This window comes from Methylobacterium sp. 13MFTsu3.1M2 (assembly GCF_900112625.1).
GTDB lineage: Bacteria > Pseudomonadota > Alphaproteobacteria > Rhizobiales > Beijerinckiaceae > Methylobacterium.
In genome coordinates this window covers 71,125-86,128 of sequence record NZ_FOMM01000002.1, presented here as the reverse complement: position 1 = coordinate 86,128, position 15,004 = coordinate 71,125, and the positions used below count along the sequence as shown (strand labels likewise).

The window sequence follows — 15,004 nt, the reverse complement described above, 5'->3', positions numbered from 1 at the left end:
GTGCATCGAGGCCCTTGCGTCCCGCCATCCCGGTGTGTAGAGACCCCCTCGTGATCCCCGATAGCTCAGTTGGTAGAGCAGGCGACTGTTAATCGCCTTGTCGCAGGTTCGAGTCCTGCTCGGGGAGCCATCCACTTACCAACATCTTGATCGAACTGAGTTTTCGGCTCTCTCACTCGTCCCGGGTTCTGAGGTTCGGGAACAGCGTTGCCGTTCCGGCATCCGTCAATACGTGCGACGTGCCGTGTTCGACTGGCGCGATGCAGGCGTGCCGGCGCCTCTGCCGCCCGGTGCCGTCGCAGATCGATCCTCCACACTCCCCGCGGGATCAGGCGCGCGGTGGCGCCGATGGATGGCGGGATGTTTCGCGCGCCCTCGAACGTCTACGTCGTGCGCCCGTGCCGCCCGCCCCGATGTGGCGCGGCGCGCTGAGCCACGACGACAGGCACGGCGGTGATCCCGATGTCGGGCGGCATGCTCGGTTCCCTGGCCCTGGCGGCCGTCTTCACGCTGGGGTGCTTCGGCATCCACAGCGCGCGCCGGCATCCGGACGCGGTGACCATCGGTCTGTTCCTCCTGCTCGGCCTGCTCGCGTCCCTGTATGTCGGCCGGCACGTCGGACCGGACGCGCACCATCCCACGTGGCAGCACGAGGCCCTGTATCGCGAGAGCGCGCCGACGTCGCATCCGACGATGTGACGGACGTGGCACCGCGCTGTCGGAACGCGCGGCGACATCGACCTCGATCGACCTCGATCGACCTCGATCGACCGCGACGACCGTCGCGTGTGGCCGATGGCCTCGCGGTGACCTAGTTCCCGGAGCCCTCCTGCGAGAGACCGGCCATGGCTTTCCCCGATGCGAACGAACCCAGCGCCCCGTCGATCAGCGCCCTCGAGCTGGTCAATACCCTGATCGAGCGCAAGGAGAGCGGCGAGCCGGTCGACGCCGACATCCTGTCTTTCCTGACCGACATGGAACGGCTCGGGCTCACCGACACCGATGCTTATGCGACGCTCGACGCGTATCGGCCTGGGCCCGCACTGGGTGCGACCGGCGGGGATGACGCGAGCGAGGCGGACGCCTAGCGCCGGCGATACGCCGCGCCGATCCGGCCGGTCGTGACGATGGCACCTTCATCCCCGCCGACGCCGCGGCGTCGGCGGGGATGGTCCGAGCCGGATGCGGCCGTCGTCAGGACGGTCGCGGCTCACCGGCAGCGGTGGCGACGTCCATCCCGGCCGAGATAGGTTCCGCTCTGCGGGTCGTAGGATCGGAACCGGCGCGCGCAGTAACGGTCGTCGTCCGCGGCGCGGTAGGTTTCGGTGTCGGCGTAGCCGTACGTGACGGGCGCATAACCGCCGTAGTACCCGGTGTCGTAGCCGTATCCAGGATAACCGTAGCCGCCGTACAGCCCGCCCACGGCGACGCCGAGGCCGAGGCCGCCGAGCCCGTATCCGCCCCGTCCGTAGCCGTAGCCATAGGGGCGGCCGTAGTAGCCGCGGTTGTAGCCGTAATGGCGATGATGACCGTAGCCCCGGTGGGCGCCGAGCCCGTGCCCGAACCCGGGATTGGCGAATCCGCCGCCGACAGCCGGTCGGCCGAAATTGTGGTTGCCGAAGCCGTTATTGGCGAAGCTACCCCCTCCGGCACCGGCAGCCGGCCCGAAGGCGTGATTGCCGAAGCCCCGGTTGGCGAAGCCGCCGCCCGCGGCGCCAGCCCCGACACCGGGACTGCTGAAGCCGCCGCCGCCGACGGCCGCCGCTCCGAAATTGTGGTTGCCGAAGCCGTGGTTGGCAAAGCTGCCCGCCTGCGCCATGGCTCCGGTCGGCGCCCCGAGGAGAGCGCCGGCAAGGATTGCCGACGCGATCGCTGTGACTGTCGTGTTCATGGTCGCCACTCAGGCTGTGTTGCGTCTACTGTGATCAACGTCGCGCCCGAGACGGCCAATCCCGCTTCCTTTTGTCCCGCCACAGATCGGAGAGCGGCGCGCCGCGCCGCTCGTGAGCCGGAGACCTACGAGTGCTGCTGGGCCTTGAGGCTGCTCTGCGCCCCGGACTCGTCCGTCTTCGAGTTCGCGAGGCCGCTCGTGTTGCCGTCGGTGTCGGCGTCCGTCTCGGCAACCACCTGCCGGTTGCCGGCGTGGTCCTGGTACTGCTCGGTCTGGACGTTCTTGCTGTCCAGCCCGCGCTCGTCGCTGTGCCGCGACTTGTCGCGATTGCTGAGCACCATGTTCTCCGGCAGCACGCCTTCGGGCAGGTCCGACATGGCCCCGGATCCGGTCCCCTTGCCCTGAGCGCCGGGACCGACTTTGTGCCGACTGGCATTCGCCATGATCATTCTCCGATGCGGATCAACACGTCTCGGGCACGGCGGCTCGCGGTGCCCGCGCGGATCGGGCGGTCAGCGATCCTGCTGATAGCCCTGGTTGGTGGTGTTCACCTTGGAGTTTCCGGCCTGGCCGACCTTGTCCGGATCCTTGGTCTGGGATCCGGCCCGCCCCTGCGTGAGCGGCGCTTCGCTGGCGCTGCCGGGACCCTTGTCGGACCGGTTGGCCGGCGGGACGGGCGGTGGCTTGGTCGTCATGTGCACCTCGTGGTGGCCAGTAAGGAGCCAACCCGACAGGGTCCTCATCGTTCCGGGCGCAGTTGTTCCGGCCACGCTCGAGAGCTGAGCCGTGGCGCGCGAATAGAACGACACACGCACCTCCGCTCATCGCGACTGCGATAGAGCGATTGATCGACTGTTCTACTTCGGACAATCGCGCGACGACGGCGGCATGTCGCGGCTGTTCGGGAACCGCGCGAGACGATGCGAACGGGCCCGGATCTCCGTGGCGGCGACAGCGACACCGCCCGAGAACCTGCGCCGTCGCGACGACCGGCGCGCGCGACCCGACCGGATCCGTGCCGATGCGGTATCTGTCGGCCGGCGCGGCCGGCAGATTCTGCCGCTCGGCCGATCCTGCCGGCCGAGAGCCCGAACCCGCCGCTGAAATCATTGGGAAAATTCTGGAACGACCCGTGCCTGACCACCGTGAGGGCGGTCGCGGAGGCGTACCATGTCGGTCAACACGGTTTCGGGCAGTTCACTCCAGCGGGATCTCGTCAGCGCCCTCAGGCAGGCGCGGGCGGCGAACGTTGCCCGCCTCGATGTCGGCACCGCCGCGACGGCGAACCAGGAGACCGGCAAGCAGGCGGCCGCGGACGACACGGCCCCGTCGACCGGGACGGCCTCGACGCCGACCCTGTCGAACGACCTGATGGCGTCGCTCCTCCAGCTGCAGTCGGACTTCAGCCAGATGGGGCTGCAGAACGGCGTCACGGCGCCCGCGGAAGCCGCGGCCAACGCCGACGACACGTCGACGACCGGCACCGCCACCGGTACGGCGCCCGGTCAGGCCGCGGGCGGCGCGTCCGCCGTCCATCACCATCGCGGCCATCACGGCCACCGGCCGGTCTCAGATGCCGAGCAGAGCGAGGGTGCGGCCCAGGCCGGCACCGCGACCGACGCGTCCGCGGTCTCGTCCGCGAGCACGTCCACCAGCACGTCCACCACCGCGACCGCCGATACCGCGACGGCGACGGACAGCGGCAGCGACCTGCAATCCTTTCTGCAGCAGGTGACCAAGGCGGTGACCGCCTACGCGGCCGGCGGACCGCTCGGCATCGCGGCCGCGCTGACCAGCACCACCAAGGCCTGACGATCGCGGGCCCGGCCCGCGGCTGGAGCGGCGCGGCCGCCTCTGGCATGATCGGGGTAACCGGAGAGCGCCATGGCCCTGACCGTCCCCGTGATCCTCGGCAGCGTTCGGACCGACCGCATCGGCATCCGCGCCGCGCGCTTCCTGATCGCGCAGCTGGAGTCCCGCGGCCACGCCGCCCCCCTGGTCGATCCGGCCGAGCTGGCGCTCCCGCTCCTCGATAGGATGTACAAGGAATACCCGGCCGGGACGGCGCCGGAGCCCCTGCAGCGCTGCGCCGACCTCTTCCGCCGCGCCGACGCCTTCTTGGTCGTCACGGCCGAGTACAACCACGGTGTGCCGCCGGCACTGTCCAACACGCTCGATCACTTCCTCGAGGAGTATTTCTGGCGGCCCTCGGCCATCTGCTGCTACTCGGCCGGCCAGTTCGGCGGCGTCCGGGCCGCGATGCCGCTGCGGGCCATGCTCGCCGAGATGGGCATGTCCAGCATCCCCTCCCTTCTGCCGATCCCGCGACTCCAGAAGGTCATCGACGCGCAGGGCGTCCCCGCCGAGCCCTGGCTCGCGGCGGCGGCCGGCCGCTTCCTGGACGAGCTGGAATGGCACGCCGAGGCCCTGCGGGAGCGGCGCCGGGGCGGCACGCCGTACTGACCCGCGGAGCGCCCTCCGGACGCCGCGGGCCCGGGTCGGACGGTGGCTCGAGCGGTGTGGCCCCCAGCATCGCCCCTGCCGGAGCGGAGGTATTCGGACGGCGAACCGGGCCTCCACGCGGGCGTTTCTGTGCGCTGAATCTGTCGAGACGGCGCATTCGATTCTGGAAATGCCCAAATACTCGGCACACGATTGTAGAACAACTGTGCCGGATCGGGCCCGCGAGACGTTGAACCCGCGGAGCGCTCATGTCGCGAGACAGTATTGCGCTGTTGCAAAAAGGTGGCTGCACACAGCCCCGAAGTATGAGAGCTTGGCCGTGTTCCCGAACCCGGACCGACTCCGATGAAGATCGACGAGAGGGCGCTCCTGCAGGAGCGCGTGCGGACGCTTGTCCTGCGCCACGCCCTGGAAGCCGTACTGGACCGCCTCGCGTCGGTGGCGCGCGAGGCCGGGAAAGATGCCGAGACGGAATTCCTGAGCCTGGAGCAGTCGCTCGTCTCGGCCGCGCGCGGTCTCGCCGATCGGGCCACCGCCCAGAAGCTGGCGGTGCTGGTCGCCGTCGAGGACGCGGGCACGACGATCCGGGCCGCGTTCGACAACGCCCATGACCGCCTCGAGGCGCTGCGGCCGGCCCATCTCACCCTCGTCGCACCGACGGCGGCCGTCGCCGCCTAGCTGCGCGCGGTCTCGGGCTGAGCCCGGAGCGCCCGGCGCGGAAGCGATGTCGGTGCGGCCGCGCCTCGGGCTGGGACGCACCGCCGCGGGATCGTCGAGGACAGCGGGGATCTGGAACGCAGGGACCGGAATCCGGGACCGAACGTCCCGCCGCGCAACCGATACAGGCGGCGTCTCCTGCCGCACCGCTCGAAGATCCGGTCCCCGACTCGCCGTGGCTCACCGGAGACGTCCGCGAGGCTCCGCTCCGGCGCGGCCGGGGCTGGCGGAAGCCCGGATCGGGCGGGCGCGTCCGCGACGCGCCCGCCAGCTCACTGCCAGCTCACTGCTTGGCGCGGTTGATGATCGCCCAGAGCGCGTGGGCGACGGGCTCGGTGACGGTGCGACGGTACTTGCGGTGAACCAATTGCCCGTTGTGGTAGACGTCCTGCTCCACGTAGAGCCGCTCGCCGTCCCAGCGGACGATGTTGTCGGACTCGGTGGTCTCCTCGACGCCGAGATCGCCTCGGAGAATCGAGTTGCCTGTCTGGGTCAGCATACGCGCGTCCTCGTTCACGCAGTCGGTTCTACCCGGGAAGCGCCGCCGCGGCCCGTGCAGCGCGATCCCAGGCAGCCCCCGATGTGGGCAGCATAGGAGGGCATCGGCGGACTTGCCAGCGAGGTGATGGACGCAAGCGCCCGACCGTCACGTCGTCCCCGCCGGCCCCGCGATCCGGGCACGACCTTAACGTTACCCATGTGCGCTTCGGCACGTCCAGCTCGGCCGTAAGGTGCGATCCTTCACAGGCGCACCCAGTCTGTCCGCACGACGCGGGCGGGATCGGCGGCGCGACGGAGGCGTCCATGCTCGCTCGCCCGTTCCGCCTGCTCGCCCCGGCGCTCGCAGCCCTCGGACTCGTGGCCCTGCGCCTCGCGAGCCCGTTCATCGGGCCGGTGTCGCCCGCGCAACCGGGCGCGACCGACGACGCGGGCGTCGTCTTCCGGCACTATCTCTGACGCTCAACCCCGGCGGCTCAGCACGGGAGCGGCGGCCGGCATCGGGCAAGACGCGCCGGCCGCGGGCCCGAGGATGATGTCGCCCTGGCGCGGGTTGTTGACGGTGAACGGGGCCGTCTCCTGGAGACCGATGAAGCCGCGCCCGATCTGCGGCACGAACAGGTCGCCCCCGAACCGGACGAAGCAGCGGTCGAGCACCGCCTCGTAATCGAAGGTCCGCTGGGTGATCGGGGTCCCGCCCGCGCCCGGCGCACCGCAATAGGCCGTGATGTCGATCTGGCCCGGCCGCGCCAGCCGCACCGGGAGCGACTGGCCGGGCAGCAGCGTGGCGGGCGGGCCGCCGTCCTGACGGGTGACCAGAACGAGGTTCGACCGGTTGTAGACCCGGCGCAGGCAATCCGCCGACGCGCCGGAGACGACCGAGACCGACCCGACGATGCCGAGCACGAGGCCGGCCCATGCGCACGCTACACGCTTCGTCACCGCAATTCCTCCGCCGGCCGGGCGCTCGACCGGCCGAGGCCGTCGATGGTGCCGTCCATGACTTGAACAGCGGCCAGCTTGGCCGCGCAAGACGAACGCGGCAAGACCCGCCGCGTTCACGCGCGCATCGTAAATTCCCGCGCCCGCCTCGGGATCAGCGGCGCTCGTAGAGGAGGCGGGCCCGGATCGTGCCCGGGATGGCGCGGATCTCGGTGAGCAGCGCCTCGGCATCCGCGTCGGTGGCGTCGGTCTCCAGCACCACGTAACCGACCTCGCCGTCGGTCTGGTAGAACTGCGCGGCAATGTTGACGTGGCCGCGGGAGAACACGTCGTTGAGCCGCCCGAGCATGCCGGGCAGGTTGCGCTGGACGTGGATGAACCGCGTCCCGGTCGGACGGGCCGGGAGCTGCACCTGCGGGAAGTTCACCGCGCCGACCGTCGAGCCGATATCGGAATAGTCCACGAGCTTGCGCGCTACTTCGGAGCCGATCCGCTCCTGCGCCTCCTCGGTGGACCCGCCGATATGCGGGGTGAGAATCACGTTCTCGAGGCCCTGGAGCGGGCTCACGAACGTTTCGGCGTTCGAGCCGGGCTCCACCGGGAAGACGTCGACGGCCGCGCCCTTGAGATGGCCGTCGCGCAGGGCCGCGGCCAGCGCCTCGAGATCGACCACGGTGCCCCGGGCGTTGTTGATCAGGAAGGCGCCGGGCTTCATCGCCCGGATCTCGGCGGCGCCGATCATGTTGGCGGTGGCGTCGGTCTCCGGCACGTGCAGCGAGACGACGTCGCTCTGCGCCAGCAGGGCGTGCAGCGTCTCGACCGGCTCGGTGTTGCCGTGGCGCAGCTTGTCGGTGTGGTCGTAGAACAGCACGCGCATGCCCATGGCCTCGGCCAGGGTCGAGAGCTGCGTGCCGATATTGCCGTAGCCGACGATGCCCAGCGTCTTGCCGCGCACCTCCAGCGAGCCCACCGCCGACTTGTCCCAGCGGCCCGCGTGGGCGCCCACCGAGCGCGGAACGATCCGGCGCAGCAGCATCACGATCTCGCCGATCGTCAGCTCCGCCACCGAGCGGGTGTTGGAGAAGGGCGCGTTGAAGACGGGGATGCCCCGGTGGCGCGCCGCGTCCAGGTCGACCTGATTGGTGCCGACCGAGAAGCAGCCCACGGCCAGGAGCCGGTCCGCCGCCTCGAAGGCGGCCGCGTCGAGCTGCGTGCGAGAGCGGATGCCCACCATGTGCACGCCCTGGAGCGCCTCGTGCAGGGCCTCCCGGTCCAGCGCCTTCGGCAGGCGGGTCAGGTTGGTGTAGCCGGCCGCCCGCATCAGCGCCACGGCGCTGTCGTTGATGCCCTCGAGCAGCAGGACGCGGATCTTGTCCTTCGGCAGGGAAAGCTTGTCGGGCGTCATGGGCGTCGATCGTCTGGCAGCAGGCCGGGCCGGGCGGTGCCGGCAGGCCCTGGAGTCGAGCGGCCTGGGATAAGAGGGCGCCGTGTGCGTTGCAACATGGCGCGGTGACGGACCGCCCCGCTTGACCGCAGCCCCACCCCCGGCCTGCCGCATGGCTCCCGCATGGCTCATCGGATGCCGGCCGGTCCGGGCGCGGCACGACCGGAGCGGGCACCGCTCTGCCAAATATTCGGGCAGTTCAAACCGGCTTGAACTGACGTGATCGACGGAACTCGACCCCGGCTCGCGGCTTATTGGGCCCTGTACTGTAACGACCCGCCTGCCGCTCCGCCGGCCGGCGTCCTTCCTCACGGTCCCCGACGATGCATATCCGCACCGGCTTCTCGATCGCCTTCGATACGTTCGGCCCCACGCCGATGAACCTGCTCCTCAACGTGCGCCCGGAGCGACGGGGCGAGCTCCTGACGCCGGAGGTGATCGCCTTCGATCCGCCGGTCGCGGCGTCGCAGCACGTCGACGCCTTCGGCAACGTCTGCACGCGCATCGTCGCGCCGGGCGGCCGGATCACCATGTCGGCCGATTTCACGATCGCCGACAGCGGGCTGCCGGACGATCAGGCTCCCGGCGCTCGGCAGATCGCCGTCCAGGACCTGCCCGACGAGGTCGTGCCGTACCTGCTCGGCTCCCGCTACTGCGACACCGACAAGCTGTCGGGCATCGCGTGGTCCCTGTTCGGCGGCACGCCGGAGGGCTGGGCCCGCGTCCAGGCGATCGTCGACTTCGCCCACACCCGCCTGCGCTTCGACTACCAGCAGGCCGACGCGACCCGCACCGCCTTCGACGGCTACACGCAGGGCGTCGGCGTGTGCCGGGACTTCGCGCACCTGGCGATCACCCTGTGCCGGTGCATGAACATCCCGGCCCGCTACGCCACCGGCTACCTCGGCGATATCGGCGTGCCGAAGGACCCGGCGCCGATGGACTTCTCCGCGTGGTTCGAGGTCTTCCTCGAAGGGCCCGAGGGGCCGCGCTGGTACACGTTCGACGCCCGCCACAACCGGCCCCGCATCGGCCGCATCGTCATGGCCCGCGGCCGCGACGCCACCGACTGCGCCCTGACGACGAGCTTCGGTGCCGCCCATCTGGTCCGGTTCGACGTCCACACCGACGCGGTGACCGAGGCGCCGGAGACCCTGGCCCGGGCCGCCTGAGGCGCGCGCCCGCCGCGTCACCCGGCCCCACCCGCTAGATCGCCTCGGCGGTCTCTCGGGCCGGCGCCGGGTTGTTCGCCAGGTGCAGGAACGTCTGGTCGAACTCCGCGACCTCCGTCAGCGCGTCCCAATCCTCGATGGTCAGGATGCCGCCGCTCAGCGTGACGAGCCCGCGTCCACGCAGAGTGCGCAGGACCCGGTTGAGGTGGACGCTGGTCAGGCCGAGCGCGTCGGCGAGTTCGGACTGCTTGGGCACCAGCGGGCAGCTCAGGCCGCGCGCGAGCCCGACCGCCTTCTGCCGCAGGTACAGCTCGCAGAACAGGTGGGCCACGCGGCCCAGCGCCTGCCGCCGCCCGAGGCTGGTGATCCGCTCGCGGTAATGGGCGGCGTCGATGAGGCTGTCGCGCCAGAGGGTGCCGGCGAGCCCCGGATTGCGCAGGAGGACCGCGCGCAGGTCGTCGTGCGCGATCAGCGCCACGACGCAGGGCGTCAGGGTGGCGAGGTTGTGATCCATCCGGTGCAGGTGGAGGCTCTGCAGGTCCGGCAGGTCGCCCGCGATGTAGAACGACAGGATCTGCCGCCCCCCCTCGGCGAGGGCGGCGTAGCGGTAGACCCAGCCCTGGAGGACGAGGCAGCTGTGGGTCGGCCGGTCGCCGAACCGGACGATGTCGTGGCGGGCCGGCAGGTTCCGGACCGTGTGCGGCAGATCGAGAAGCGCCGCGCGGTCGGAATCGGCGAGCCGCGCGATGCTGTCGAGCTTGCGCGCCAGCATCTCCATCGGGGTGTTGTACCCGTTCGGCATCGGGGGCTCAGGCCCCGGATCGCGCGGAGCGCGCGGTGCCGCCGCGCCGACGGCGGGCAGCCCGAGAGTCGAGATCAGGACAACCCACGCTTCACCCCCTTACGCCCCGGATCGCCGACCGGCGCGGACCTCGGTCGAGCGGGGTTGCCCCCTCGGCCGTCGGAAGCGCGACCGCAAACGTTCGACGGCGGACAAGTTTGCCGGATCTGCGGCCGGCGGCAAGACCACCGATATCGCCCGGACCCCGCGGACCGTCCTCCGCCCCGCGAGCCTAAAACCCTAATCGGTTGAAGTCGCAAGGCCGATGCTGTAAGGGACGCGCGTCCTCCCGGATCCGCCCTCGCGCGCTCGTCTTCTGGCGCGCCCGCCGGGCCGCCGGACGGACCGCCCTCGTCATCCGTATCGACGCGTCGGCAAACCGGGTCCCGCGGGACCGGTCGCCTCTCCCGAAAGACTCCGGGAAGGCCGCGGCGAACGGGGGCGCCTGCAACGCGAGCCGCCGACGCAACGGGCCTCCGCCGGGGGCCGTTCAGGAGACAGAATGACCGCAGGTACCGCTCTGGGGCGTGGCCCGAGCCGCGAGGATTTCGCAGCCCTCCTCGAGGAGAGCTTCCTCGAACACGAGATCACCGAAGGCTCCGTCGTCAAGGGTCGCGTCGTCGCGATCGAGAAGGACGTGGCCGTCATCGACATCGGCGCCAAGACGGAAGGCCGTGTCGCGCTCAAGGAATTCACCGGTCCCGGCCGCGAGGGCGAGCTGAAGGTCGGCGACGAGGTCGAGGTCTACGTCGACCGGATCGAGAACGCGCTCGGCGAGGCCGTCATCTCGCGCGACAAGGCGCGCCGCGAGGAGAGCTGGGTCAAGCTCGAGAAGTCGTTCGAGAACAACGACCGCGTCACCGGCACGATCTTCAACCAGGTCAAGGGCGGCTACACGGTCGACCTCGACGGCGCCGTGGCGTTCCTGCCGCGCTCGCAGGTCGACATCCGCCCGGTCCGCGACGTCACCCCGCTGCTGGGCACCCCGCAGCCGTTCCAGATCCTCAAGATGGATCGCCGCCGCGGCAACATCGTCGTGTCGCGCCGGACCGTCCTCGAGGAGAGCCGCGCCGAGCAGCGCTCCGAGCTGGTGGCCAACCTCGAGGAAGGTCAGGTCATCGACGGCGTCGTCAAGAACATCACCGAGTACGGCGCGTTCGTCGACCTCGGCGGGATCGACGGCCTGCTGCACGTCACCGACATGGCGTGGCGCCGCGTGAACCACCCGTCCGAGGTCGTCACCATCGGTCAGACGGTCAAGGTCAAGATCATCAAGATCAACCACGAGACGCACCGCATCTCGCTCGGCATCAAGCAGCTGCTGGCCGATCCGTGGGAGGGCATCGCCGCCCGCTACCCGGAGGGCGCCAAGCTCAAGGGCCGCGTGACCAACATCACCGATTACGGCGCCTTCGTGGAGCTGGAGCCGGGGATCGAGGGCCTGATCCACGTCTCCGAGATGAGCTGGACCAAGAAGAACGTCCATCCGGGCAAGATCGTCTCCACCTCTCAGGAGGTCGAGGTTCAGATCCTGGAAGTCGATCCGGTCAAGCGCCGCATCTCGCTGGGCCTCAAGCAGACCCTGCAGAACCCCTGGGAGGCCTTCGCCGAGAAGCACCCGGTCGGTTCCGAGGTCGAGGGCGAGGTCAAGAACAAGACCGAGTTCGGCCTGTTCATCGGCCTCGAGGGCGACGTCGACGGCATGGTCCACCTGTCGGATCTCGACTGGAACCGTCCCGGCGAGCAGGTCATCGAGGAGTTCAAGAAGGGCGACATGGTCCGCGCCCAGGTTCTCGACGTCGACGTCGAGAAGGAGCGGATCTCGCTGGGCGTGAAGCAGCTCGGCGGTGACCCCTTCGCCGAGGCCGGCGAGATCAAGAAGGGTCAGATCGTCACCTGTGAGGTGGTCGAGGTGAAGGATGCCGGCGTCGAGGTGAAGATCGTCGACACCGACATGCAGACCTTCATCCGCCGGGCCGAACTCGCCCGCGACCGCGGCGACCAGCGCCCCGAGCGCTTCGCCACCGGCGAGAAGTTCGACGCCCGCGTCGTCCAGTTCGACCGGAAGGCCCGCCGCGTGCAGGTCTCGATCAAGGCCCTCGAGGTCGCCGAGGAGAAGGAGGCCATGGCCCAGTTCGGCTCCGCCGATTCGGGTGCCTCCCTCGGCGACATCCTCGGTGCCGCCTTCAACAAGAAGCGCTCCGACGACGAGTGAGAGACGGCCCCTGCCGCCCGGCCTGTCCGGGCGGCGGATCCGCCGCGTCGAGACCCGCGCGGGACCCCGGTCCCGCGCGGGTTTTTCTTTGGGCGCCGGCAATCCAAGGTTGCCAGGAGCGCGCGGCCGGTCCGGTCGTGCCGCCCGACGCGACAGCGACGGGCCGCCCCGTCATTTTCTTCGCGCGCCCCGTATCCACGCCCGCGGAAAATGCTCTAGAACACCGGCCTCGCACGGCTCGGACGGAGCGAGCCGAAGGAAACCAAGGACTTGCCCGGCGCGGGGGTACGGCTCCCGCACCCCGTCGAGGGGCCGGTCGGGGTGCTTTAGGGGAAGCGACAGCATGGCAGCCGATGCCGAACTGCTGATTGACCGGCGGCGCCTGCGCCGCAGGTTGTCCCTCTGGCGCGTGCTCGGCGTCGGCGGCCTCATCGTGGCGGTCGGGGCCCTCGGGTACCGGGTGCGGACGGGCGCGGACGGCGCCTTCGCGGTGCAGCCCCAGATCGCCCGCATCTCCGTCTCGGGCTTCATCGCCGGGAGCGAGGCCACCGCCAAGCTGATGAAGCGGGTCGGCGATTCGGACGCCGTGAAGGGCGTGATCGTCTCGATCAACTCGCCGGGCGGCACGACTACGGGCTCGGAGGAGATCTTCCGCAACCTCCGAGCGCTCGCCGCCAAGAAGCCGATCGTGGCCTTCGTGGACGGAACCGCCGCGTCCGGCGCCTACATCACCGCGATCGCGGCCGATCACATCGTCGCGCGCGAGACCAGCCTGGTCGGCTCGATCGGCGTGCTGTTCCAGTACCCCGACTTCTCGGGTCTGCTGGACAAGGTCGGCGTCAAGGTCGAGTCGGTGAAGTCGTCGCCGCTCAAGGCCGAGCCCTCGGGCTTCACCCCGACCTCGCCGGAGGCGCGCGCCGCGCTGGCCTCCGTGGTGGGCGACACCTACGCGTGGTTCAAGGGCCTCGTCGCGGAGCGCCGCGGCATGGATCCGGCCCAGCTCAGCACCGTCTCGGACGGACGGGTGTTCAGCGGGCGCCAGAGCGTGCCGCTGAAGCTCGTCGACGAGCTCGGCGGCGAGCGGCAGGCGGTGGCGTGGCTGGAGAGCGCCCGCGGCGTCCAGACGAACCTGCCGATCAAGGACTGGAAGCCCGCCTCGGAGAGCCGGTTCTCCCTGTGGTCGGCCGCCGGGATCGGCGCCGACCTCCTCGGCCTGGAAGGCCTCGCGGCGCGGCTGCGGTCCGTCGGCGCCGAGGCCGAGGCCGCCCGGGGCGGGATGCTCGCCCTCTGGCGCCCGGAACCCTGAACGACCGCCGCCGCGCAGCCCGCCCCGATCCCGCGAGAAGATCCCACGCCATGATCAAGTCGGAGCTCGTCCTCAAGATCGCCGAGCAGAACCCGCATCTCTACCAGCGCGACGTGGAGATCCTGGTCAACGCGATCCTCGACACCATTTCCGACGCGCTGGCCCGCGGCGACCGGGTCGAGCTGCGCGGCTTCGGCGCCTTCTCGGTCAAGCGCCGGGAGGCGCGCCGTGGACGCAACCCGCGCACGGGTGCCGCCGTTGCCGTGTCCGAGAAGGCGATCCCCGTGTTCAAGACCGGCAAGGAGATGCGCCAGCGCCTGAACGCAGCCGGGATCGGCGAGAATGCCTCGGCCGCCGAGTAGGAAGGACCTGTGAGCGCGATGATCCGTTTCCTGAAGAGCCTCGTGCTGCTGCCGATCGCCGCCCTGGTGATCCTCCTGGCGGTGGCCAATCGCGCGCCGGTGCGGCTCTCCTTCGATCCGTTCAACGTGGACGCGCCGGTCTTCAGCGTCGATCTCCCGCTCTACGCGATCCTGTTCGGCGCGGTGGCCCTGGGCATCGTGGTGGGCGGCATCTTCACGTGGCTCGGCCAGGGCAAGACCCGCGCGCGGGCGCGCTATCACCGCCGCGAGGCCGTCCGGCACGAGCGCGAGGCGACCCGCCTGCGGGCCTACGCGCCGGAGACCGAGACCTCGGGCGTCTACACGGTCCCGAATACCGGCCGGACGGCCCTGCCGGCCCCGCGCTGAGGCGGCCTCCTCAGCGCAGGCCGCGCGCGGCCGCCATGAAGGCCGCGATCTTCGCCGGATCCTTCACCCCGGGCGCCGTCTCGACCCCAGACGAGACGTCGACGGCGCCGATCCCCGTGCGGGCGAGGGCGTCGGCCACGTTTCCGGCATCCAGTCCGCCCGACAACATGGTCCCGGGCGGGAGCGCGGCGCCGCGCAGGATCTCCCAATCGAAGCGCCGGCCGTTGCCGCCCGGCAGGGCGGCGTCCGGCGGCGCCTTGGCGTCCAGCAGGATCCGGTCGGCGACCGCCGCGTAAGCCGGCAGGGCCGCGAGATCTGCCGACGTCGCGATGCCGAGCGCCTTCATCACCGGCCGTCCTGTCCGGGCACGGATCGCCGCGACGCGCTCCGGGCTCTCCCGGCCGTGGAGCTGGACCAGATCCGGATCCACCGCCTCGACGGACGCGGCGAGAAGCGCGTCGTCCGGATCGACGAGCAGGATGACCCGCTCGGCCCGGCCGCGGGCCAGGGCCGACAGCGCGGCGGCCCCCGCCAGCGCCACGTGCCGGGGACTGCGGGGGAAGTGCACGAGGCCGATCCAGTCCGCTCCGGCCTCCAGAGCGGCGGTCAGGGTCGCTTCGGTGCTGAGCCCGCAGATCTTCACGCGGGTCGGGGACGGGGAGGAGGCCATCGGCCTCCTATAGCCGATCCCGCACCGACGAGCAGGCCCGCGGCGCGCCGAGCGGTCATACCGGTCGCGCCCGCACCGCCCACCCGGCAGTGCCGG

At 70.7% G+C, this 15,004-nt stretch carries 19 protein-coding genes and 1 tRNA gene; 12 read left to right on the top strand and 8 right to left on the bottom strand.

Annotation, left to right across the window (positions count from 1 at the left end):
- Window positions 1–54: 54 nt before the first annotated feature.
- The 3 genes from BM314_RS00420 (at window position 55) to BM314_RS00410 (ending at window position 1,088) form a co-directional block, all read left to right on the top strand.
- Window positions 55–130: transfer RNA gene (locus BM314_RS00420), tRNA-Asn, on the top strand.
- 344 nt (window positions 131–474) lie between these two features.
- Window positions 475–699 (top strand): hypothetical protein, encoded by a 225-nt coding sequence (locus BM314_RS00415; protein WP_244526756.1) that lies wholly within the window; start codon window positions 475–477, stop codon window positions 697–699.
- A gap of 146 nt (window positions 700–845) precedes the next feature.
- Window positions 846–1,088: a hypothetical protein gene (locus BM314_RS00410; RefSeq protein WP_091976397.1), complete on the top strand. Its 243-nt coding sequence runs from the start codon at window positions 846–848 to the stop codon at window positions 1,086–1,088.
- Window positions 1,089–1,210: 122 nt separating this feature from the next.
- On the opposite strand, the gene BM314_RS00405 is transcribed toward BM314_RS00410, so the two are convergent.
- From BM314_RS00405 to BM314_RS00395, 3 genes are all read right to left on the bottom strand, one after another.
- Window positions 1,211–1,891, bottom strand: a complete 681-nt coding sequence (locus BM314_RS00405) for a BA14K family protein (RefSeq protein WP_091976395.1) — start codon at window positions 1,889–1,891, stop codon at window positions 1,211–1,213.
- A 125-nt stretch (window positions 1,892–2,016) separates the two neighbouring features.
- Window positions 2,017–2,334, bottom strand: coding sequence for a hypothetical protein (locus BM314_RS00400; protein WP_091976663.1), 318 nt, complete (start codon window positions 2,332–2,334; stop codon window positions 2,017–2,019).
- A 69-nt stretch (window positions 2,335–2,403) separates the two neighbouring features.
- Entirely contained in the window at window positions 2,404–2,586 is a 183-nt protein-coding gene (locus BM314_RS00395; protein WP_091976393.1) for a hypothetical protein, read from the bottom strand.
- 475 nt (window positions 2,587–3,061) lie between these two features.
- On the opposite strand from BM314_RS00395, the gene BM314_RS00390 reads away from it, so the two are divergent.
- The 3 genes from BM314_RS00390 to BM314_RS00380 all read left to right on the top strand — a co-directional run bounded on the left by BM314_RS00390 (window position 3,062) and on the right by BM314_RS00380 (window position 5,032).
- A complete protein-coding gene (locus BM314_RS00390; RefSeq protein ID WP_091976391.1) occupies window positions 3,062–3,703 on the top strand; it encodes a cell wall anchor protein in 642 nt (213 codons plus the stop codon).
- Between the two features lie 72 nt (window positions 3,704–3,775).
- On the top strand, window positions 3,776–4,354 hold the full coding sequence (locus tag BM314_RS00385) for an NADPH-dependent FMN reductase (RefSeq protein ID WP_091676658.1): 579 nt from the start codon (window positions 3,776–3,778) through the stop codon (window positions 4,352–4,354).
- Between the two features lie 345 nt (window positions 4,355–4,699).
- Complete coding sequence (locus BM314_RS00380; RefSeq protein ID WP_020092164.1) at window positions 4,700–5,032, top strand: hypothetical protein; 333 nt, start codon at window positions 4,700–4,702, stop codon at window positions 5,030–5,032.
- Window positions 5,033–5,354: 322 nt separating this feature from the next.
- Here BM314_RS00380 and BM314_RS00375 read toward each other — a convergent pair whose 3' ends face one another.
- Window positions 5,355–5,570 (bottom strand): hypothetical protein, encoded by a 216-nt coding sequence (locus tag BM314_RS00375; protein WP_020092165.1) that lies wholly within the window; start codon window positions 5,568–5,570, stop codon window positions 5,355–5,357.
- A gap of 305 nt (window positions 5,571–5,875) precedes the next feature.
- Here BM314_RS00375 and BM314_RS30435 point away from each other — a divergent pair, with 305 nt between their 5' ends.
- Window positions 5,876–6,028 carry a hypothetical protein gene (locus tag BM314_RS30435; RefSeq protein WP_165923077.1) on the top strand — a complete coding sequence of 51 codons (153 nt, stop codon included), beginning with the start codon at window positions 5,876–5,878 and terminating at the stop codon, window positions 6,026–6,028.
- Between the two features lie 3 nt (window positions 6,029–6,031).
- Here the strand turns inward: BM314_RS30435 and BM314_RS00370 are convergent, their stop codons facing one another.
- Window positions 6,032–6,511 (bottom strand): hypothetical protein, encoded by a 480-nt coding sequence (locus tag BM314_RS00370; RefSeq protein WP_091976389.1) that lies wholly within the window; start codon window positions 6,509–6,511, stop codon window positions 6,032–6,034.
- Window positions 6,512–6,665: 154 nt separating this feature from the next.
- The gene (gene serA / locus BM314_RS00365) at window positions 6,666–7,916 is read right to left on the bottom strand and encodes a phosphoglycerate dehydrogenase (RefSeq protein WP_091976388.1); all 1,251 of its coding nucleotides are present in this window, start codon (window positions 7,914–7,916) and stop codon (window positions 6,666–6,668) included.
- A gap of 362 nt (window positions 7,917–8,278) precedes the next feature.
- Here serA and BM314_RS00360 point away from each other — a divergent pair, with 362 nt between their 5' ends.
- On the top strand, window positions 8,279–9,127 hold the full coding sequence (locus BM314_RS00360) for a transglutaminase-like domain-containing protein (RefSeq protein WP_091976387.1): 849 nt from the start codon (window positions 8,279–8,281) through the stop codon (window positions 9,125–9,127).
- 34 nt (window positions 9,128–9,161) lie between these two features.
- On the opposite strand, the gene BM314_RS00355 is transcribed toward BM314_RS00360, so the two are convergent.
- Window positions 9,162–9,929 (bottom strand): Crp/Fnr family transcriptional regulator, encoded by a 768-nt coding sequence (locus BM314_RS00355; RefSeq protein WP_091976385.1) that lies wholly within the window; start codon window positions 9,927–9,929, stop codon window positions 9,162–9,164.
- A 541-nt stretch (window positions 9,930–10,470) separates the two neighbouring features.
- Here BM314_RS00355 and rpsA point away from each other — a divergent pair.
- From rpsA to BM314_RS00335, 4 genes are all read left to right on the top strand, one after another.
- Window positions 10,471–12,183 carry a 30S ribosomal protein S1 gene (rpsA, locus tag BM314_RS00350; RefSeq protein ID WP_010683172.1) on the top strand — a complete coding sequence of 571 codons (1,713 nt, stop codon included), beginning with the start codon at window positions 10,471–10,473 and terminating at the stop codon, window positions 12,181–12,183.
- A gap of 343 nt (window positions 12,184–12,526) precedes the next feature.
- Entirely contained in the window at window positions 12,527–13,489 is a 963-nt protein-coding gene (gene sppA, locus BM314_RS00345) for a signal peptide peptidase SppA (RefSeq protein ID WP_020092171.1), read from the top strand.
- A gap of 50 nt (window positions 13,490–13,539) precedes the next feature.
- A complete protein-coding gene (locus BM314_RS00340) occupies window positions 13,540–13,851 on the top strand; it encodes an integration host factor subunit beta (protein ID WP_012319412.1) in 312 nt (103 codons plus the stop codon).
- 18 nt (window positions 13,852–13,869) lie between these two features.
- Window positions 13,870–14,238 carry a LapA family protein gene (locus BM314_RS00335; protein WP_026604778.1) on the top strand — a complete coding sequence of 123 codons (369 nt, stop codon included), beginning with the start codon at window positions 13,870–13,872 and terminating at the stop codon, window positions 14,236–14,238.
- Between the two features lie 10 nt (window positions 14,239–14,248).
- Here BM314_RS00335 and BM314_RS00330 read toward each other — a convergent pair whose 3' ends face one another.
- Window positions 14,249–14,908, bottom strand: coding sequence for a phosphoribosylanthranilate isomerase (locus BM314_RS00330; RefSeq protein ID WP_091976384.1), 660 nt, complete (start codon window positions 14,906–14,908; stop codon window positions 14,249–14,251).
- Window positions 14,909–15,004: the final 96 nt, after the last annotated feature.